The organism is Streptomyces sp. NPDC104367 (genome assembly GCF_055583825.1).
Genome location: NZ_JBVJND010000036.1, coordinates 19,600 through 39,000, shown reverse-complemented (window position 1 = coordinate 39,000; position 19,401 = coordinate 19,600). Strand labels below are relative to the sequence as shown.

Here is a 19,401-nt window from a genome sequence, read left to right as displayed (position 1 = left end):
CGTAACCGAACCACAGGACGATCACCGAGCCCCCGACACCGGCCGCCACACTCCGATACCGAGTAGGACTTCGCCCGGCCGCCTCTGTCCAATCACCCCTGAAGCGGATGCGCGATCCGAGCACCATGAAGAAGGTCGCCATCGTCGGCTGCGGAGGCAGCGGCAAATCCCGCGTGGCCCGCGAACTGGGCAGGATCCTCGACGCCCCGGTGACGCACCTGGACGCCGCGTTCTACGACGACGAGTGGAACGCGTTGCCCACGGACAAGTTCACCGACGTCCAGCGCGAGCTGGTCGCGCAGCCGCGGTGGGTGATCGACGGCAACTACAACTCGACGCTGCAGGTGCGGCTCGAAGCCCGCGACACGGTGGTCCTGATGGACGTGTCGACCGTGGCGGCGCAGTACGGGATCTTCTCCCGGCAGATCCGGCACGGGGCCGGGCACAAGGGCAACGGGGTGCACAACCGCATCCACTGGGGCGTGATCAAGTATGTCGCCACGTACCGGCGCAAGATGCGGCCCCGCGTGATGGCGAAGATCGAGGAGTTCGGCTCCGGCTCCGACGTGGTGCTGCTGGCCAACCGGCGTCAGACGCGCCGCTGGCTGCGGAAGGTCGCCGCCGAGCGGTCCTGACCGGTCCGCGCCCCCGGTCAGGGGGTGCGGCATGAACGAGCCCAACCCGTTCCTGAACCCCGCCCGGCAGTCAGAGCTGTACGGACACGCCTCGCGGCTGGCCGGGCGGACCAGCGCCCTGATGCGCGCCAAGACCGCCGGCCACCCAGTGCCCGAGACGATCGGCAGCCTGGTGCAGACCCACCACGCCCGGCCAGACCGGCTCGGCGTGGTGCTCGACATCGGCTGCGGTCGCGGCACGAGCAGCCGCGTCATCGCCGAGCAGCTCCGCCCGAGAGCGTCGTGGGCCTGGACGCCGCCCCCCTGCTCGCCCAGACCCGCGAGCGCGCCAAGGACCTGCCCGACAGCACGGTGGACTTCGTCGAAGGCGACTTCCACGACCTCCCTCTGCCCGACGGGCCGAGTGACATCGTCGTCTCGGCGTTCTGCCTCTACCATTCGCCGCGCCCCGAGGATGTCGTCGGGCAGATCGCCAGGTCTTCGGCGACCCGCAGAGCCTCCAGTTCCGGAGTTACCGGGATGATCTCGATCTCGGAGTCCACGCCGACGAGCGAAAGGCGCTGGGTGACGTTCTGCCGCAGTGCCTTCAGCGTCCGGCCGTGGCCATAGACACCCAGTTCGGCAAGGTGGACGACCCACGTCCGACCGCTCCTGACGGCGAGGCATTCGATGGTCTGGTTCATGCCCGATTCCTCATGTCGTCGATGACTTGCTGTGCGATCGTGTCCGGTATGGGGGTGGGCAAGAATTGTCGGTCCCCGATCCGGAAGGCCGTGTCCGTCCCATTGCTTTCACCTGCGCTGACGGTGAGTCCGAGGGCGCGGGCCGAAGCACGGATACGCGACAGCGCCCCGCTGCCTGCCGCTCCCCTGAGTGCAGCAGTGACGACCTGCGCCTGCTTCCACTCCTGGAGAGTCACCACCCCCTCGTGCACGGGCTCGGGCGACCACACCCATTCCGACATCGGGTTGAGCGTTGAGAATCCCTTCCGGCCGGTACGGGACGCTTTGCGGTTGTACACCTGACAGCCGGACGGTGTCGGATTCGCGATCAACCCCGCTACCAGTGAGCCCCTGTCGAGCCGGTGAGATGGCATGACTGCCATCTCACCCACCCCGCGAGGCCAGTTCCACGGGTAGGCGCAGTCGAACGCCTCGCGGACACGGGTCAGCTCCGGCGTGCTTCTCGGTGGAGGAGCCGGAGGAGATAGAGGCCGCCGACGCTCACGGTGACCACACCCACTGGGACCTGGACAGTGAAGGCGTGCTGGGCGATCCAGTCGCTGCCGGCCAGGAGGAGGGCTCCCATGAGTGCGCAGGGCAGCGGCTGTGGGCCGCTCGCCCGGGTGAGCCGGCGGGTCAGCTGGGGTGCGGCCAGGGCGACGAAGCCGATCGGTCCGGTGGTCGCGGTGACCGAGGCGCTGAGCGCCACGCCGATGACGACCACGGCCGCCCGCGTTCGCTGGACCCTCACCCCGAGCGACGCGGCGGAGTCGTCGCCGCTCTCCAGTATCCGCAGCGGCCTGCCGGCGACTGCCGCTGCGAGCAGCAGGACCACTGAGACGCAGGTCGCGGGCAGCACCTGGGGCCATCCCACGCCGTTCAGGGTGCCGGTTCCCCACACCGCGCCCGCCATCGCCTCCTGGAGGTCGGCCTTCAGCAGGAGATAGGTGTCCACGGAGCCGAGGACGGCGCTGACAGCGATGCCGACGATGATGAGACGGAAGCCCTGCAGGCCCTTGCGGTAGGCCAGTACGTAGACCAGCAGCGTGGTGACCATCCCGCCGGCCAGGGCCGCGGCGGCACGGCTGTAGTAGTCGTCCTCGGTGACGTGCAGCAGGATCACGAGCAGGACGCCGGTGTAGGCGCCCGAGTCGAACCCGATGATGTCGGGGCTGCCGAGGGGGTTGCGGGTGAGCGACTGAAACAGGGCGCCCGAGGCGGCCAGCACCATGCCGAACACCAGGGCGAGCAGCACCCGGGGGAGGCGCCATTCGACCACGATCGTCCGGCTGAAGGACGCGCCATGTCCGAGCAGGGCGTCGACGACCTGCGCGGGCGAGAGGGGGTAGGACCCGCTCCCGAGCGAGACGATCACCACGGCCGACGCGAGCACCGCCAGCACCACGCAGACGACGACAGTGCGCAGTCCGACGCGGAACGAGACGAGCCGGCCGCGGTGGCGGACCGACCGGGTACCGAGGCCGACCGGGGCGGGCGGCGCGGGGGCCTCGGGCAGGTGGTGGGGGTTCACAGACCGCTCGCCTTCCTGCGCCGGACGAGGACGATCAGGACCGGGGCTCCCACCACCGCCGTGATCAGGCCGACCTGGAGCTCGCCGGGGCGCACGACGAGCCGTCCTGCGATGTCGGCGGCTAGCAGGAACGTCGGTGCGCCGATCAGGGTGAAGCCGATGATCCACCGCTGGTCGGGACCGAGCAGCCACCGGGCGATGTGCGGGACCATCAGGCCGACGAAGCCGATCGGGCCGGCGACCGCGGTCGCGGCGCCGCACAGCAGCGTCACGGCGATCACCCCGAGCACACGGGTGCGGGTGAGGTTCGCCCCGAGGGCCGTGGCGAGGTCGTCGCCGAGGGCGACGGCGTTCAGCGGCCGGGCGACCATGAGGGCCAGGACCGTGCCGGTGGCGATGAACGGGGTGACCGACAGCACCAGCGACATCGGGTCGCCGCTGAGGCTGCCGACGGTCCAGGTGCGCATCCGTTCGAAGGTGTCGGGGTCGAGCAGCGTCAGACCGCTGCCGATGCCGCCGACCACGGCGCCGAAGGCGATGCCGACCAGCGTGAGACGGACGGGCGTGGCCCCTGCGGTGCCGGCCGAACCGATGACGTAGACGACGACCGTGGCGACGACGGCTCCGGCGAAGGAGAGCCAGACGTACTGCCAGAGACTGGTCAGGCCGAGGAACCGGATGCCGACGATGACGGCGAATCCGGCGCCGGCGTTCACTCCGAGCACGCCGGGGTCGGCCAGCGGGTTGCGGGTCATGCCCTGGATCAGCGCGCCGGAGACGCCGAAGGCGACGCCGGCCAGGACGCCCAGCAGGGTGCGGGGGACGCGCAGGCCGCGGACGATGACGTCGCTCTCGGTGCCGCTGTCGTGGAACAGGGCGTGCCAGACGGCCCGGAGAGGGATGTCGCCGGAGCCGACGGTGACGCTCAGCAGCATGACGGCGGCCAGGACGGCGGCCGCGGCCGCGAGCCAGAGGGTGCGGGTGGCGACCTGCCGGGCGAGTCCCCCCTGCGGTAGGGCCGGGGGGACTCGCCGCGTGTCGTCGCCGTCGCGTACGAGGGCGCTCAACGGTTACTCACTCACTTGCTCATTCATCCGTCTTCTTCACCTGGTACCTCATGTGCCGGTCACGGTCTTCGACTTCTGGACCGCGTCGGCGACGGCGTTCAGGTTCGAGGTGTACGCGCTGTAGGAGAGCGCGGGGAACGTGGAGATCGTGTAGTACTGCCCGGCCTTGACCCCCGGCAGCGTGTTCCAGACGGAGGACGCCTTCAGGGTGTCCGTGTCGGGGTCGGCGTCGTCGTTGCCGATCCACACGTCGACCGGGTACTTCGACACGTTCTCCCAGCTCACGCTCTGCCCCCAGTAGCTGGAGGAGCCGTCGGCGTTGTTGCATCCCGGGCCCTGCTGGACCTTGAGTCCGAGCTGCTTCCAGTAGGCCTCGTCCACCTGGCCCGAGGTGCAGCCGAAGGACACCCCGGACTTGTCGGCGCCGAGCCGGGCCACCGTGATCCCGGGCTTGTCGGCCGCCGCAGCCCGCACCCGGTCGGCGGCCTCGGTGAACTCCTTCTTGAGCTTGACCGTGGAAGCCGAGTCCGGGTCCGCGCCGAGGTCGCCGGCGAGCGTGGAGACCCGCTCCATGATCGTGGACACGTCGCCGCTGATGTCGAAGCCGAGCAGGTTCGTGAACTGCTTCGTGCGGACCTGCCCCTTGGTGTTGTCGCCGTATCCCCAGTACGCCTTGTTCGGCTTGTCGTACTCGGCGATCACGGCATCCGGCTGGGCGGCCGCCAGCGCCTCCAGATCGATGTCGTCGGCGATGCCGAACCACCGGATGCTGTCGATGTCGACGCCCGCCCAGCCCGGATCGTCGGCCGCGGGCTTCACCGAGAGCACCCCGACCGGGTCGACGCCGAGTTCGTGGAGAGCGAGGTACATGCCGCTGGTGGTGACGATCTTGGGGTGGGCCGGAAGGGTGAAGGCGGTGCCGGAGCCGTCCGTGTAGGTCCACGTCGCCGTGGAGGCCGTCGCGCCGGCCGACGCGGAATCCGCCGTGGTGCCTCCGCCGCAGGCGGCGAGGCTGATCGTCAGCCCGGTCGCGGCGACCGCGGTGAGGAGGGTGCGGACCGTGCGGGTGCGGCCGCGTCGGCGCGGACCCCGGTGCGGGGCGGGCGACGCGGGTGGCGCGGTGAGGGACATGATGCTCCTTTTGCGTGGTGAGCAGACACAAGGAAGTCGATAGTTAGGTTTGCCTTGCCTAACTAGGTTAGGGAGGTGATGAGGGCGGCGACAAGAAAGTGGATCGCCGTCGGATCGTCTGCGTTCGCCACGGTTTCGCCTGTGCGCCATCGGTGGAGTCGGTGGCGTGAGTGCGATCGGTGTCGTCAGCGCACGAGGCGCAGGGGGCCCGGGGTGCGCGGTCCGGCGTTCCGGGCGGCGGCGGAAGTGGTTGCGGCCGCAGTGGTGGCGGTGGTGGCGGTGGTGGCGTCCAGGCCGTCGCCTGGTGCCGTCGTGGTCCGCGGGTCGTCGGGCGCGCCTCCGGAGGCGAAGTAGGCGGCGGGGGTCTGTCCCGTGACGCGGCGGAAGGCGACGACGAACGCGCTCGCCGTCGCGTACCCGACGCGGTCGGCGACCGCGGCGACCGGAAGTCCCTCGGCGAGGAAGGTCATCGCCGCCTGGAGGCGCGCGTTCGTGCGCCACTGGTTGAAGGTGAGTCCGGTCTCGGCGAGGAAGAGGCGCAGCAGCGTCCGGGGGCTCGCCCCCGCCTGGCGCGCGAGTTCCTGGAGGCTGCGCTGGTCGGTCGGGTCGGCGAGCAGGATCTCGGCGACCGCGCGGGCGCGGTCGTCGGCCGGGAGCGGCAGTTCGACCGCGGCCTTCGCCGTCGGCCGCAGTACCTCCAGCAGGACGGTCTCGGCGTGCACACGCGCGGAGTCCGTCAACTCGCCGGACAGGTACTCGATGAGACGGGCCGCCAGCGGCGACACGGCGACCACGGTCGGTTCGTCCCAGCCGGGCGCCGTACCGGCGGCATCGAGGTAGATGCCCTCCAGTGAGGAGCGTCGGAGGGCTTTCGTCGCATGCCAGGTCCCGGCCGGGATCCACAGAGCCAGGGAGGTGGGCAGCACCCAGTAGTGGTCCTCGACGTCGACCATGATCACGCCGGTGCTGGCCCAGGCGAGCTGGTGGTCGTCCTCGTGGACGTGCCGCTGGAACTTCTGCCCCCGGTCCATGGCGATGCGCTCCAGGCCGATCACGCCGCCCCTGTTCATCCGGCCCCTCCTGCTCCCCGGCGGCCCCTCGGCCGTTGGCGTTTCCGCGCCGGTATGGCGCGCAGGGACAATTCCCTGGCGCCCTAACGGCTTTACGTCACTAGTAAGGTAACCCTAACGTGAGCGGATGGCTGCTCCCACCCTCGCCCTGCCCGCGCCGCCCCCGCCTGGCCCGCGCTCCTCGCGCCGCTCGTGGCCCGGGGCTCCGGCCGGCTCGGCCCGGCACCTGCTGCGGGAGGCACTGCGAACGCGCCGGCGTGACCTGGCGCTCGCCTCCGTGTTCTACAGCACCCATCAACTCGGCGAGTTGATGGTGCCGGTGGTGATCGGTGCGGCCATCGGCCAGGCCGTCGACCACGGTTCCGCGGCATCGATCGGCGGATGGCTGGCGGTGCTCGCCACGGACTTCGTGTTCCTGTCGATGTCCTACCGGCTCGGCGCGCGGGCGAGCATGAGGGCCAAGCAGCACAGCGGCCACCAGGTGCGCCTGTGGCTGACCGACCGGATCCTCGCGCCGTCCGGCGCGCCGGACAACCCCCCGGGCGACCTGCTGAGCAGGGCCACCGGCGACGCCGCCAGGGTCGGCGCCTACGCGGGGATGCTGGCGACGGCGATCGCCGCCGCCGTGGTGCTCGTCGTCGCCACCGGGATCCTGCTGGCGCTCTCCCCGCTGCTCGGCGCCGTCGTCCTCGTCTGTACGGCCGCCACACTGGGGGCACAGCGTGCGCTGGCCCGCCCGCTCGGGCGGCGCAGCCGGGCCGAGCAGGGGCGGACAGCCTACGCCACCACCCTGGCCGAGGACATCGTGCGCGGTCTGCGGGTGCTCAGGGGCATCGGCGCCCACCGCAACGCCGCCGCCGGTTACCGGCACGCCAGCCGGTCCGCCGTGCACGCCGCACGGCGCACGGTCTCCTCGCAGGCCGCGCTCTCCTCGGCCGGCTCCCTCCTCACCGGCCTTCAGCTGGTCGTCGCCGTCGGAGTCGGCGGATGGCTCGCGCTGGAAGGGCGTCTCGGTCTGGGGCAGCTCGTCTCCGCCCTCGGGCTGGCCCAGTTCGTGACCGGCCCGATGCGGACCCTGGCCGCGGCCGGCGCCGCACGCGCCCGTGCGCTGGCCTCCGCCGAGCGCGTCCGGGAGGTCCTGGACGCCCCCCTCACCCCGACGCCTGCCCCTGACACCCACGGCGCGGGCCCGGCCGCCGATGGCGTGGACCCGGCCGCCGGGACGCCGGGCGCGGACGGGCTGGAGTTCGTCCGGGTCGTACTCGGAGGGCCGGCCACGGCGACGGATCAGGGCGTAGAGCGCGGCGGTCCGACACCGTACGAGCTGAACGGCCTGGCGGGGAAGGGCACGATGACCGGGATCGTGTGCGGCGACCCGGTCGTCGCGGCGCGGATTCCCCCGCTCCTGGCCCGCGAGCGGGACCCGGTGGCCGGCACGGTCCTGCTGGACGGCGTCGCCGGCGCCCGGCTGCCGCTGGAGGAGTGGCGTGGGCGGGTCCTGGTCGGCTATCACGACGCGCCGCTGCTGCCGGGCACCATCGCGGAGAACCTCGCCGCTCTGACGGCGGGCGCCATGGAGAGTGCCGGTGCGGAAGCAGGGGCTGGGACCGAAGAGGAGACAGGGGCGGAGGCGGAGGCCGCGGCAGAGGCCGAGGCGGGGGCGGCGGCGGGACCCGTCGGGCGGGCCGCGTGGGCCGCGTTCGCGGACCAGGTGATCGGCGCCGTACGGCACGGCGAGGGCACGCCGGTCGGGGACCGGGGCGAGACACTCTCCGGCGGCCAGCGCCAGCGCCTCGTCCTGGCCCGCGCGCTGGCCGCCGAGCCCCCGGTGCTGGTGCTCCACGACCCGACCACCGCCGTAGACGCCGCAACCGAGGACGCCATCGCCCACCGCGTCCGCACCTTGCGTTCGGGGCGGACCACCCTCGTCGTCACCACCAGCCCGGCCTGGCTCTCCCGCTGCGACCAGGTGATCCACCTCACCCCGGCCGGCAGCGTCACCGGCAGCCACGCCGTGCTCGTGCGCGACGACGACTACCGCGAGGCGGTGAGCCGATGAGTACGCCGACCGCCGACCGCGCACGCCACGGCGAGCGGACACTTCTGCCCGTCGCGACGGGAGCGCGGACCCGCGCCCGCCTCCGCGCCCTCATGCGGGGCCGTTGGACCCTGCTGGTCTCGACCTCGGTGGTGATGGTGGCCGAGAGCCTGGCCGGGCTCGTCGGACCGTTCACCATCGGGCGGATCACCGAGGCCGTCGCCGGCCACCGCCCCGTCCACGCCCTCACCGGCCCGCTCGCGCTGCTGGCCGCCGCCGTGGTGGGCGCCGCCGCACTCGGCTGGGCCTCCACGGCGCTGCTGGCCGGGCTCGTCCTGCCGGCGGTGGCCCGGCTGCGGGAGGACGCCATGACGGCGGCGGTCGAACTGCCCGTCGATACGGTGGAGTCCGCCGGCATCGGCGATCTGGTCTCCCGCGTCTCCGGGGACGCCGACCTGGTGGCCGACGCCGCGTCCGGCGCCGTCGGCAGCTTTCTCGCCTCCGGTCTCGCGATCCTCTCCACCCTGGCCGGCCTCGCCGCCCTGGACTGGCGCTTCGCCCTGGCGGGACTGCTCGCCGTACCGGTCCAGATCCACACCCTGCGCTGGTACCTGCGCACCTCACGGCCGGTCTACGCGGCCGGCCGGATCGCCGACGGCCGCCGCACCTCGGCGCTCCTGACGGCCTGCACGGCCCTGCCCACCCTGCGGGCCCTGCGGCTCGGCGGCAGCCGGCGGGCCCGCATCGCCGCCGCCTCCGCCGACGCGATGGAATACGAGTTCCGCGCCACCCGCGCCGCCACCCGCTTCTACGGCCGCCTCAACCTCGCCGAGTTCACCGGCCTGGGCGCGATTCTGCTCGTCGCGTTCCTCCTGGTCGGCGCCGGCCGCGCCACGATCGGCGAGGCGACCACGGCCGCCCTGTTCTTCGCCGGCCTGTTCGACCCGGTCAACACGGTCCTCGGTGCCTTCGACAGCGTCCAGCAGGCCGGCGTGGGCCTCACCCGGCTGGTCGGGATCACCGATCCCCGCCACGGACAGCCGCGCGTCGGCACCCGGCCGCCGACCGCGCCGGCGACCGCGCCGTCCACGGCGCAGACCGCGCCGACCGCGCCGTCCACGGCGCCGTCCACCGCGCCGACCGCACCCCGCCACCGTCCTCTCGCGCGGCTCGCCGCGCAGGGCATCCGCTTCGGCTACGGCGCAGGCCCGGACGTGCTGGTCGACGTCGCGCTCCGGGTGGAGCCCGGACAGCACCTGGCCGTCGTCGGCGCCACGGGTTCCGGCAAGTCCACCCTCGCCTCGCTGCTGGCCGGCCTCCGGCAGCCGGACGAGGGAACGGTCAGCCTCGGCGGCGTACCGCTCGGCGAACTGGACACACCGCAACGGCACATCGCCCTGGTCACACAGGAGACCCATGTCTTCGCCGGTTCGGTCGCCGACAACCTGCGGCTCGTCGCCCCCGGGGCCGGGGACGCCGAGCTGTACGCGGCACTCGCTTCGGTCGGCGCGCACACCTGGGTCGGCGCGCTGGACGACGGCATCGACACCCCGGTCGGCGGCGGCGGACACCTCCTCACCGACGGCCAGGCCCAGCAACTCGCCCTCGCCCGGGTGCTCTTGCTCGACCCGCCCGTGGTGATCCTGGACGAGGCCACCGCCGAGGCGGGCAGCGACGCCGCCCGGACGCTGGACCGGGCCGCCGCGGCGGTGCTCGCCGGCCGGTCCTCCGTGACCGTCGCCCACCGGCTCAACCAGGCCGCGACGGCCGACGTCGTGCTCGTCATGGACGCCGGCCGGGTCACCGAACAGGGCAGCCACCGCCGGCTCCTCGCCTCCGGCGGCACCTACGCCCGGCTCTGGCACGCCTGGTCGGGAGCGCCCGTGCAGACGGACCCGGGCCCGAACGGCACGGGGCGGGAGCGGCCCGGGGGGACGGCGTGAGCCGACGAGGGGTCCCCGGGGGCGGCGACCAGCCGCACGCTGTCGTACGGGGTGCCGTCCCCGGCCGGAGACGGTCGCGGACCAGGGCGCCGGGGCGGACACCGAGGCCGTCCGGCGCCTGAGTCCGCCCCGTCGTCCGTCGTCCGCCTCGGCACGGCCCGCGGGGCGTGGTCGGCCCCCCACCTCTCCGCAGCACGCGCCGGGAGAGCGGGGCGCGTGCGGCGTCGTACTCCCGCGAGGGATCCGCACGGCTGCGGATCCCCTGCGCGGGCACCGGCCGACGGGGCAGGCCTATCGCCAGCTGCCCTCCTCGTTCGAGACCGGCAGGGGCTCGTTGGTCAGGGTGCGGGTGCAGGTGTCGAGGGTGATCTCGTCCTCCCTGGCCCGTCACCGCGTCCCGGTGATCAGCGCGGCCGAGTACCTGGAGATCAGCGAGGTCACCAACACCGCGACGCCCACCGTCAACAACGGCGTGATCGTCGCCCTCGCCGGAGACGCTCGGTGGAACGTCACCGGCACCTCGTACCTGAGCGGTCTGACCATCGGTGAGTACGCCACCGTCACCGCCGGCTCCCTGACCGTGGACGGCGAGGCCACCCCGATCGAGGCGGGCCGCACCTACACCGGAGCGATCACCCTGGAGGCCGCGGCCGGGTGGCCGCCGGGGTCGTGCGCGTCACGACGCCGAAAGCCCCACATGGGCCAGCGCCTGGCGGAGTAGCGGGGCCCTGCGGTGAAGGACGCCCGGTATCCGTTCTACCCCGCTCCGGACCGCGCGTCCCCCGGCGGCGGAGGCTGCCGACCTGTCCGAGCAGGCGCAGCAGGGTGTCGGTGAGTTCGTCGGCGCGGCGGGTGGGTTCGGTGTATTCGTCCGTGGGCATGCGGGACCGCGTGCGGGCCGCAGGTCCGGCACCGGGGCCGGCGGGGGCCGGGAGGCGGTCGGCGACGAAGGTTCCCCGGCCGCGCCCGGTGTGGACGAGTCCTTCGTCCCGCAGGACGCGCACAGCGGACCGGGCCGTCATGCCGGCGATGCGTCAGGTCTCCTGGAGGACCCGGGAGGGCGGCACCTGATCGCCGAGGGCCAGGTGCCCGGTGAGGATCTGGCGGCGCAGGTCGTCGGCCACAAGCCGGTAGGGCGGCCGATCCGAGGACCGCGGCAGACGCCGGACCGCCGCCCCGGGGACTCCCGCGCGCGGGAGCGGGGGCGGCGCGGCGCCGTCGCTCCCGCCGGACAGGTGCCGGGAGCGGGGCACCGGGGTGCGCGGTCGATCCGGCTGCGGACGAGTTCGATCTGGTCCGCGTCGTAGGCGGTGGTCACGCCCGAGTTCGCGTAGCCGGAGGCAATCAGCCCGACAAGGCCGCCCGCCGACGTCACGGCAAGACCGACGCCATCGATGCCGAGGCCGCCGCCCGCGCCGTGCTGTCCGGCCGGGCCACTGCCACAGCCAGGACGGGCGACGGCCCGGTGGAGATGCTGCGGCTGTTCAAGCTGGCCAAGAGCTCCGCGGTCAAGTCCCGCACCCAGGCCATCAACCAGCTCAAGAGCGTCCTGATCTGCGCTGACGCCGAACTCCGCGAGTCCCTGGCCGGGCTGAGCAACCCGAAGCTGTTCCAACAGTGTGCCGCCTTCGCGGAATCGGAGATCTCCCGGCCGGCAGACGCCGCGCGTCACACTCTGAGACTGCTGGCCCGCCGCATCCAGAGTCTGACCGAGGAGATCAACGACCTCACCAAGCGGATAGCCGAAGCTGTCACTGCGAGCGTCCCTGCCCTGCTCTAGGTGAACGGCGTCGGCCCGGACAGTGCCGCAACCCTGCTCATCGCCGCTCGTGACAACCCCGGACGCCTCGGCAGCGAGACGTCCTTCGCGGCCTTGTGCGGCACCAGCCCGGTCGAGGCTCCGGCAAGACCCAGCGTCGCAGACTCATCCGAGGCGGCGACCGCCAGGCCAACGCAGCAATCTTCCGCATCGTCCTCAGCCGCCTGCGCTGGGAGGAACGTTCCCAGGAGTACATGCGGCGGCGCCTCGCGGAGGGCAGGACGCGTCGCGAGATCATCCGCTGCCTCAAGCGGTACGTCGCACGCGAGATCTACCAAATCATCGTCCCCAAGACCACCGTGTCAGACCGCACGGGACCAGCCCAAGACGCCGCTTGACATCCATAGGGGCATCAACGCCGTCAGCGAGGCGTTCAACAGTGTGCTCAAGGTCGAGTACGTCCACCGGCGCACCTTCACCACCCGTGCGGCGGCCCGGATCCGGATCGCGACCTGGAGCACGGCCTTCTGCAACGCTCGACGGCTACACAGCGTGTGTGGCTTCAAGTGCCCGATCAGCTACGAACACGACTACTGGGCCGACCTCAACAAGGGGCTGGCTGCATAGAAAGGTCTCCACGATTCGAGGGGATTGACAGTCCTGAGGAGCGACACCTTGCGCTGCGCTTGTTGTGGCACGGAGGACTCTGTCGAAAGTGCACAACGGGCCGTCTGGCGGCTCGATGATCGGGTGCCATGCTCGAAGCCCGCGCGATCAGCACACGTGTCGGATGGTCGCGTCATCGCGCAGGTATCCGTGGGCCATCTTCAGCAGAGTGAGCTCATCGCATCTCGAGAAACTGACTACTCGTCAGTAAAGTCAGCATTGGGTCAGCATTCGTTCTGGCAAAGCTGCCCACAGATGCCCACACCCTGGCATCGGCAAGCCCCTTCGAGGTGCTGGTGCAGCGGCCTCCGAGGGGCTTGCGTCAGTGAACGTCACAGTGAGGCGGATGGGCGGTTCGTTCCAAGGGGCTGAAGCCGGAAAACTGAATCTTGCCTGGTCATCGGGTTCGCCCTCGTGGCTTGAGGGGGGTCTCGGGCAGGGTCGGTGCGCGGAGCGGATCCCCGTCGTAGCCCTTTACCTCGCCAAACCGAGAGCTATTGGCCCAGTCCTCCCGGGCCTGTACGATCTCCTCCTGGGAGCGGGCGATGAAGTTCCACCACATGATCAGCTCCTCCTCGAACGGCTCGCCGCCGAGGAGCATGACGGACGCGTCGGACTCGGCGCGCAGGGGGAGTTCGGAGCGGCCGCAGCCCAGGTAGAGCATGGAGCCGGGGAGCACCGGTACGCCGTCCACGTGGACCTCACCGGACATCGCGAGGACGCCGTACTCGAAGTCGGGCTCCAGCGGCAGGCTCAGGTCGGTGCCCTGGGCGAGGGAGAGGTCCGCGCCGACGATGGGCGTGAACGTCGTACCGGGGGACGTCGCGCCGTCGAGGGTGCCGAGGACGACTGTGGCGGTGAGGCCGGGGGCCGTGACCGTCGGCAGGTCGGGGTGGTGTTCGAACCGCGGGTCCGTGTGCCGGTCGGAGTCCGGCAGAGCCACCCAGAGCTGGGCGCCGTGCAGGTACCGGGCGTGTGACCTCGGGCTCTCCTCCGAGTGGCTGATCGCCCGGCCCGACGTCATCAGCCCCAGCTCGCGCGGGCGGATCGTCTGCAGGCTGCCGGTGGAGTCGCGGTGCAGCACCTCGCCCTGGTGCAGCCAGCTGACCGTCTGGAGCCCGATGTGCGGATGCGGCGGGACCTGCATCCCGGGCTCGTCGGCGATGTCGTCGGGGCCGTAGTGGTCGACGAACGCCCAGGCACCGATCATGCGACGGCCGAGGTTCGGCAGCAGCCGGCGCACCTCGGTCGACTCGCCGAGTTTCACGTGGCGGGGGCTCAGCAGCTCGCGGACGGGTTCGGCGACGACGAATCCGCGGCCGCCGCACACGCTCGGAACGGGTGCGCGGTCAAGGTTGCTCATGCCGGACAACCTAGCGGCCCCGGGTCCCGGTTGCCGAACGGTCTGCCCGTCGTGCGGAATCCGTCCCTCACGTTGTCGAAGGCCGGTCGGCAGGTGGCCCAGCGGAGGTCCGGCGCCGGCCTGGCCTGCACCGGACGGACCTGCGCAGCGGCCGCGGCCGCGACATCGGCGAGGGGCCGGGGCCTTGAGCGAACTTCCGCGAAAGCGCGGCCGGGCGTGTCCCTTCCGCTGTGGATCGACAGGGCAGGGCTCTACGGGACATCGGTTCCCGGCCGTGGACGGGCATGTTCGAGCCGGTGCACGGCTCCGCGCCGGACATCGAGGGCCAAGGGCCTGGCCAACCCGATCGGCGCGGCCGGCAGCGCGGCCCTGATACGGGACCACTTCAGCCTGCCCGACCGGCCTGCCCGACCAGGCTGCCCGGCTGGCGAGGGCTGGCGAGGGCCGGCGAGCGGACGGCGAGCGGACGGCCGCGGGCGGCGTCCTCACCCGCGACGTCGGCGGCACGGCGACGACGGAGGAAGCGACCAAGGCCCTCACCGAAGCCCTCGACTGGCCCTCGACCAGGCCCGGGAACGGGAACAGGAACGGGAACAGGAACGGGAACAGGAACGGGAACAGAGGGTGTTCCCCGTCCGAGGCGGACGGGGAGCACCCTCGCGTCACGACGGTCAGCGCGCCGTCAGCTTCCACAGGTGGTCGGCGGTGCCGTTGTCGTCCCACTGGAGGACCTGGGCGCCGGACGAGGTGCTCATGCCGTTCACCCCGAGCAGCAGCCCGCTGTTGTAGCTGGCGATCTTGTAGTAGCCGTCCCCGGACGGGATCAGCTGCCAGAGGTGGTCGGCGGTGCCGTTGTCGGCCCAGATCAGAGCGGTGCCGCCGTCACTGGTGCTCATGTTCGTGATGCCGAGGAGCAGCCCGCTCGACTGCTGCTGGATCTTGTAGAGGCCGCTGCCCGCCGCGACCAGGGTCCAGTTCTGGTCGGTGCCCGTGCCGGAGGTGGCCTGTACGACGGCGGTGCCCTGGGCGGTGCCCGCGCCGCTGGTGTCCAGGGCGAGGCCGCTGTTCTTGTTGGTGATCTGGTAGCGGCCGGCCAGCGAGGCGGCGGTCCCGCTCGGGGTGACGGTCAGCCGGTAGCCGTCGGAGGCGTTCATCGTCACCGGTACGGTGATCGAGCCGCCGCTGACGGTGTAGTCGGTGTCCGAGACGGTGACCGGCCCGGAGACCGCCGTCGTACGGCCCTTGGACGGCGTGTACTCCAGCTTGACGTGCACCGTGGAGCCGAACGCCGACAGCGACGACAGCCCGTTGACGGTGACGGCGCACGATCCGGTGCAGCCGCCGGCGACCACGCTGATCTGGTTGCCCGCGCCGTTGAGGGAGGCGAAACCGTCGATGCCGGTCTGCGCCGGGGGCGTGGTCACCACCATGTTCCCCGACATGTCGCCGTACCACTTGTACAGCCAGTAGGCGCCGTTGGGCGATCCGCCGGTGTCGGTGAGGGTGTCGCCGAGGGTGCCGTAGTGGTTCCAGAAGGCGAGTTCGGCGTCATGGACCCCGGCCCGCTCGAACTTGGCGACATAGCTGGCGAGCGGCCCGGGGACTCCGACCTCACCGGTCGTGCCGTACTCCTCGATGGCGATCGGGCGGGCGCTGATGCCGAGGCCGGCCTCCAGGGCGCGGTACGCGGCGACATGGGCGGCGATGTCCTGCGAACCCTGCAGTTCGTGCCAGGAGATGATGTCCGGGACCGTGCCGGAGGCCTTCGCGTCGGTGAGGAAGGTGCTCATCCAGCTCTGGTTCCACGCCGAGTAACTCGGGCCCTGGATAGGGGTGGTGGAGTCCTTGGCGCGGACCTCCTTGTACGTCGTCGCCCACCCGGAGTCGAAGCTGCCGGCCGCCGAGGTGTTCCAGGTCCAGTCGGGCTCGTTCCACAGCTCGTAGGCGGCGACCGTGGTGGTCCCGGACGACTTCACCGAGGCGACCTGCTTGTCCACGGCCGACAGCCAGTCGCTCCAACTCACCCACTGGTAGGGGAAGTCGGGGTACCAGTCCGGCATGCGTACGACGATCTTGGCGCCGGCCTTCGCGGCCTCGGGGGCGACCACGAGGGCGTCACCGCCGGGGCTGGACTCGCCGTTGGGCAGCTGGCTGCCGCCGGGCGCCATCTGGACGAAGGTGTTCGGCTTCAGCGGCTCGACCAGGCTGTCCGCCGGGACGCTCGCGGTGTCCAGGCCGTACAGGCTGCCCGAGGCGACGTGGGTGACCGAGCGCAGCGTCTGGTTGGCGCTGACCACCAGGGTGGTGGCGGAGGTGGGCGCGGCCTGGGCGGGAGAGGCGGGACCGAGGACGGCCGCGGTGAGGGCCGCGGCACCGAGCGCGGCTCTGACGGCGGGTGCGGGGATGATGCGGCTCATGGCATGGATCTCCTCAGCGGATGGGGGAGTTGGGGGTTCAGTCCTTCACCGCGCCCGCGGTGACGCCCGCGGCCACGTAGCGCTGGGCGAGGACCAGGAGGACGGCCGCCGGGATCGACGCGACGACGGCGGTGGCCATGATCGCGTTCCACTCCTGGTTGTTGTTGCCGATGTACTTGTAGATGCCGAGGGTGATCGGCTTCCAGCTGCCGCCTCCGTCGAGGGTGTTGGCGAAGACGAAGTCGGACCAGGCCCACAGGAAGCCGAACAGCGAGACGGTGACGATCGCGTTGCGGCTCAGCGGGAGGACGACCGAGCGGAAGGTGCGCCAGGTGCCGGCGCCGTCGATCCGCGCGGCCGCCAGCAGTTCGCCGGGGATGCCCGACATGAACGCGGTGAAGATCATGACGCCGAACGGCACGGCGATGGTGGAGTCCGCGACGATCAGTCCCCACCAGGAGTTGAGCAGACCGAGGTCCAGGAAGACGCCGTAGAAACCCATCGCCATGACGATGCCCGGGATCATCTGCGCGACGAGCAGGGCGAGTCCGAGCACGCCGCCGCCGCGTGGCCGCAGCCTGGCCAGGGAGAAGCCGGCCGGGGCGGACACGACCAGGGTGAGGGCGACGGTGCCGAGGCCGATCAGCAGGCTGGTGCCCAGGTAGGGGAGCTGGTCGTGCAGGACGGCCCGGTAGCCCTCGAACGTCGGGTGCAGCGGAAGCAGGTCCGGCGGGTCCTTGCGCATGTCCCGCTGCGGGGTGAGGGACACGTTCAGCATCCAGTACACCGGGAACAGCATCAGCGCGGTGAGGACGAGCCCGATCAGGGTGCAGCCGCGTGACTTCACGCCTCCCGCCTCCTCTGGACGCGTACGTAAAGGAGTCCGAAGACCAGCGCGATGAGGATCAGGATGTTGCCGACGGCCGCGCCGGGCCCGAACCTGGGCAGCAGCGTGCCGAAGCCCAGCTGGTACGACCAGGTGGCCAGGGTGGTGGAGGCGTCGTCCGGACCGCCCTTGGTCATGATCCAGATCAGGTCGAACACCTTGAGGGTGTAGACGAGGCCGAGCAGCAGCGTGATCGCGGACACCGGGCGCAGCAGCGGGAAGGTGATCCGCCGGAACCGCTGCCAGCCGCCCGCCCCGTCCAGGGCCGCCGCCTCGTACAGCTCGCCGGGGATGTTCTGCAGCCCGCTGTAGAGGATGACCAGGTTGAACGGGATGCCGATCCAGATGTTGGCGACGATCACCGCGGTCAGCGCCCAGTGGGGCGAGGTGAGCCAGCCGACCGGGTCGGCCCCGAGGAAGTGCAGGAAGTAGTTCACCACCCCCGACTCGCTGTTGAACATCCACGACCACGTCGACGCCGACACGATCAGCGGCAGCAGCCACGGGATCAGGAACAGCGCCCGCAGCACGGTCGACAGCCGGAAGTGCCGGTTGAAGAAGACCGCGAGGGCCAGCCCGATCGCGTACTGGAAGACGATCGACACGAAGGTGAAGACCATCGTGTGCCGCATCGCCGGGCCGAAGGCCGGATCGTCCAGCACCGTACGGAAGTTGTCCCAGCCGGAGAAGGGCGCGTCACCCGCGACGAAGGAGCGCACGGTGTAGTCGCGCAGGCTCAGGTCCAGGTTGCGGTAGAGAGGCAGGACGTAGAAGGCGGCGAGGTAGGCGAGCAGCGGTGTCACGAAGGCGAGCGCGGTCAGCCGGCGCCTGCGGCGCACCGAGCGGGCGCCGGCCGTGCCCGCCCCCGCCGCGGCGGCCGGTGCCCGCCGCGGCCGGTCGACCCGGGCGATGGTCATGCCGGTCCTAGCCCTTCTGAGCGCTGGACTGCGCGGTGGCCAGGGCGTCCTGCGGGCTCTTGCCGCCGGACAGCGCCGCCTGCACCGCCGTCCACATCGGCTGCGAGATCGTCGGGTACTTGGTGCCGAGCCCGCCGCTGGTCCGGCCCCGGGCCGCCGCGACCGCCGCCACCCATGGCTTCAACTCCGCGTTCTTCCTCACCTGTTCGCTCTGCACCGCGGTGGTGGGCGCCACGTACATGAGCGTGGTGTCGGTGGCCAGCAGGTTCGTGGCGCTGGTCAGACAGCCGACGATCTTCTTGCTGACGCCGTAGCGCGAGGTGTCCTTCTGCACGGGTACGGTCACGAACTCGCCGCCCGTCGGCACCGGCGCCGAACCGCCCTCTCTCGCCGGGATGTTGATGACTCCGTACCCGAAACCGGCCTTGTCGGCGTTGCCGAGCTGCCAGGTGCCGTTCTCGCCGAACGCGTAGTCCCCGGTGGCGAACTCCTGCCAGCTGGTGGTCTGCGTGTTCTGGAGCACGTCCTTCGGCGCGTATCCCGCCTGCACCCACTGCTTCCACAGCGACAGCGCGGCGACTCCCTCGGCGGAGTCGAGCTTCGTGAGGTCGCCGCCCGCGCCCCAGAACCAGGGCAGGAACTGGAAGCTGCCCTCCTCCGTGTTGATCGCCGAGAAGGTGATCCCCTTCTTCCCGGCCGCCTTCACCTTCTTCAGCGCGGCCGTCAGCGACGCCCAGTCCCTGACGGCAGTGGGGTCGACACCGGCCGCGGCGAGGATCTTCTTGTTGTAGTAGAGCGCGAGGGTGTTGGCACCGATCGGCACGCCGTAGGAGGCGCCCTCGATCGTGCCGGCGCCGATGATGTTCTTCTGGACCGACGCGGTGTCCAGCCCGAGGTCACCCGTCCTGTTGAGGATCCCGGCCTCCACCAGCGTGGAGACGACCGGGTTGTCGACCAGCATCACGTCCGGCGCGTTGCCCTGCTGCGCGGCCAGCAGCGCCTTGTTGCCCAGGTCGCTGGTGTCGTACGCGGTCCGCTTGAGCTTCACCCCGGCCGCGGTGCCGCACGCGGCGACCCGCCTGCCCCAGTCCGAGGAGGCGTCGAACTGCGGGTACGGGTCCCAGAAGGTGTACGTCCCGCCGGCCGAGGACGACGATCCCGAGGAGCCGGAACCGCCACCGCAGGCGGTGAGCGGGAGAAGGGTCGCGACGGCGACGGCCAGGAGGGTACGGCGGGTGGGTATCACGGGGTGACCT

15 protein-coding genes and 2 pseudogenes are annotated in these 19,401 nt (G+C 71.6%); 7 read left to right on the top strand and 10 right to left on the bottom strand.

The genetic code is table 11. The annotated features are described in order from the left end of the window. Positions 1 to 125: 125 nt before the first annotated feature. Complete coding sequence (locus ACZ619_RS38045; protein WP_469609306.1) at positions 126 to 635, top strand: P-loop NTPase family protein; 510 nt, start codon at positions 126 to 128, stop codon at positions 633 to 635. A 24-nt stretch (positions 636 to 659) separates the two neighbouring features. After that, a pseudogene (locus ACZ619_RS38040) lies at positions 660 to 1,052 on the top strand (class I SAM-dependent methyltransferase); the annotation flags it as partial. A gap of 14 nt (positions 1,053 to 1,066) precedes the next feature. Here ACZ619_RS38040 and ACZ619_RS38035 read toward each other — a convergent pair. From ACZ619_RS38035 to ACZ619_RS38015, 5 genes are all read right to left on the bottom strand, one after another. Next, the gene (locus ACZ619_RS38035) at positions 1,067 to 1,318 is read right to left on the bottom strand and encodes a hypothetical protein (protein WP_469609313.1); all 252 of its coding nucleotides are present in this window, start codon (positions 1,316 to 1,318) and stop codon (positions 1,067 to 1,069) included. A gap of 484 nt (positions 1,319 to 1,802) precedes the next feature. After that, positions 1,803 to 2,888, bottom strand: a complete 1,086-nt coding sequence (locus ACZ619_RS38030) for a FecCD family ABC transporter permease (protein ID WP_469609174.1) — start codon at positions 2,886 to 2,888, stop codon at positions 1,803 to 1,805. After that, a complete protein-coding gene (locus ACZ619_RS38025; protein ID WP_469609172.1) occupies positions 2,885 to 3,955 on the bottom strand; it encodes an iron chelate uptake ABC transporter family permease subunit in 1,071 nt (356 codons plus the stop codon). Before ACZ619_RS38025 ends, ACZ619_RS38030 begins: the two co-directional genes overlap by 4 nt. A 48-nt stretch (positions 3,956 to 4,003) precedes the next feature. Further along, on the bottom strand, positions 4,004 to 5,086 hold the full coding sequence (locus ACZ619_RS38020) for an ABC transporter substrate-binding protein (protein ID WP_469609169.1): 1,083 nt from the start codon (positions 5,084 to 5,086) through the stop codon (positions 4,004 to 4,006). Positions 5,087 to 5,271: 185 nt separating this feature from the next. Continuing rightward, the gene (locus ACZ619_RS38015; protein WP_469609166.1) at positions 5,272 to 6,156 is read right to left on the bottom strand and encodes a helix-turn-helix domain-containing protein; all 885 of its coding nucleotides are present in this window, start codon (positions 6,154 to 6,156) and stop codon (positions 5,272 to 5,274) included. Positions 6,157 to 6,283: 127 nt separating this feature from the next. Here ACZ619_RS38015 and ACZ619_RS38010 point away from each other — a divergent pair, with 127 nt between their 5' ends. From ACZ619_RS38010 to ACZ619_RS37990, 5 genes and pseudogenes are all read left to right on the top strand, one after another. Continuing rightward, on the top strand, positions 6,284 to 8,215 hold the full coding sequence (locus tag ACZ619_RS38010; protein ID WP_469609163.1) for an ABC transporter transmembrane domain-containing protein: 1,932 nt from the start codon (positions 6,284 to 6,286) through the stop codon (positions 8,213 to 8,215). Then, positions 8,212 to 10,137, top strand: coding sequence for an ABC transporter ATP-binding protein (locus tag ACZ619_RS38005; protein ID WP_469609161.1), 1,926 nt, complete (start codon positions 8,212 to 8,214; stop codon positions 10,135 to 10,137). Before ACZ619_RS38010 ends, ACZ619_RS38005 begins: the two co-directional genes overlap by 4 nt. Before the next feature lie 364 nt (positions 10,138 to 10,501). Then, positions 10,502 to 10,858: a hypothetical protein gene (locus ACZ619_RS38000; protein WP_469609158.1), complete on the top strand. Its 357-nt coding sequence runs from the start codon at positions 10,502 to 10,504 to the stop codon at positions 10,856 to 10,858. 615 nt (positions 10,859 to 11,473) lie between these two features. Beyond that, a pseudogene (locus tag ACZ619_RS37995) lies at positions 11,474 to 12,294 on the top strand (transposase); the annotation flags it as partial. A 43-nt stretch (positions 12,295 to 12,337) separates the two neighbouring features. Continuing rightward, positions 12,338 to 12,523, top strand: coding sequence for a hypothetical protein (locus ACZ619_RS37990; protein ID WP_469609156.1), 186 nt, complete (start codon positions 12,338 to 12,340; stop codon positions 12,521 to 12,523). A gap of 436 nt (positions 12,524 to 12,959) precedes the next feature. Here ACZ619_RS37990 and ACZ619_RS37985 read toward each other — a convergent pair whose 3' ends face one another. From ACZ619_RS37985 to ACZ619_RS37965, 5 genes are all read right to left on the bottom strand, one after another. Further along, a complete protein-coding gene (locus ACZ619_RS37985; RefSeq protein WP_469609153.1) occupies positions 12,960 to 13,925 on the bottom strand; it encodes a pirin family protein in 966 nt (321 codons plus the stop codon). A 671-nt stretch (positions 13,926 to 14,596) separates the two neighbouring features. Beyond that, positions 14,597 to 16,342, bottom strand: coding sequence for an RICIN domain-containing protein (locus tag ACZ619_RS37980; RefSeq protein WP_469609150.1), 1,746 nt, complete (start codon positions 16,340 to 16,342; stop codon positions 14,597 to 14,599). A 37-nt stretch (positions 16,343 to 16,379) separates the two neighbouring features. Next, complete coding sequence (locus ACZ619_RS37975; protein WP_469609303.1) at positions 16,380 to 17,141, bottom strand: carbohydrate ABC transporter permease; 762 nt, start codon at positions 17,139 to 17,141, stop codon at positions 16,380 to 16,382. A gap of 44 nt (positions 17,142 to 17,185) precedes the next feature. Continuing rightward, entirely contained in the window at positions 17,186 to 18,145 is a 960-nt protein-coding gene (locus tag ACZ619_RS37970; protein WP_469609148.1) for a carbohydrate ABC transporter permease, read from the bottom strand. 7 nt (positions 18,146 to 18,152) lie between these two features. Further along, positions 18,153 to 19,391 carry a sugar ABC transporter substrate-binding protein gene (locus tag ACZ619_RS37965; protein ID WP_469609145.1) on the bottom strand — a complete coding sequence of 413 codons (1,239 nt, stop codon included), beginning with the start codon at positions 19,389 to 19,391 and terminating at the stop codon, positions 18,153 to 18,155. Between the last annotated feature and the right edge of the window lie 10 nt (positions 19,392 to 19,401).

Coding starts and splice junctions, on each gene's coding strand:
- ACZ619_RS37975 (WP_469609303.1), bottom strand. CDS start 17,141: ATGCTGTTCCCGGTGTACTGGATGCTGAACGTGTCCCTCACCCCGCAG.
- ACZ619_RS38045 (WP_469609306.1), top strand. CDS start 126: ATGAAGAAGGTCGCCATCGTCGGCTGCGGAGGCAGCGGCAAATCCCGC.
- ACZ619_RS38015 (WP_469609166.1), bottom strand. CDS start 6,156: ATGAACAGGGGCGGCGTGATCGGCCTGGAGCGCATCGCCATGGACCGG.
- ACZ619_RS37970 (WP_469609148.1), bottom strand. CDS start 18,145: ATGACCATCGCCCGGGTCGACCGGCCGCGGCGGGCACCGGCCGCCGCG.
- ACZ619_RS38010 (WP_469609163.1), top strand. CDS start 6,284: ATGGCTGCTCCCACCCTCGCCCTGCCCGCGCCGCCCCCGCCTGGCCCG.
- ACZ619_RS37985 (WP_469609153.1), bottom strand. CDS start 13,925: ATGAGCAACCTTGACCGCGCACCCGTTCCGAGCGTGTGCGGCGGCCGC.
- ACZ619_RS38020 (WP_469609169.1), bottom strand. CDS start 5,086: ATGTCCCTCACCGCGCCACCCGCGTCGCCCGCCCCGCACCGGGGTCCG.
- ACZ619_RS37980 (WP_469609150.1), bottom strand. CDS start 16,342: ATGAGCCGCATCATCCCCGCACCCGCCGTCAGAGCCGCGCTCGGTGCC.
- ACZ619_RS38005 (WP_469609161.1), top strand. CDS start 8,212: ATGAGTACGCCGACCGCCGACCGCGCACGCCACGGCGAGCGGACACTT.
- ACZ619_RS38035 (WP_469609313.1), bottom strand. CDS start 1,318: ATGAACCAGACCATCGAATGCCTCGCCGTCAGGAGCGGTCGGACGTGG.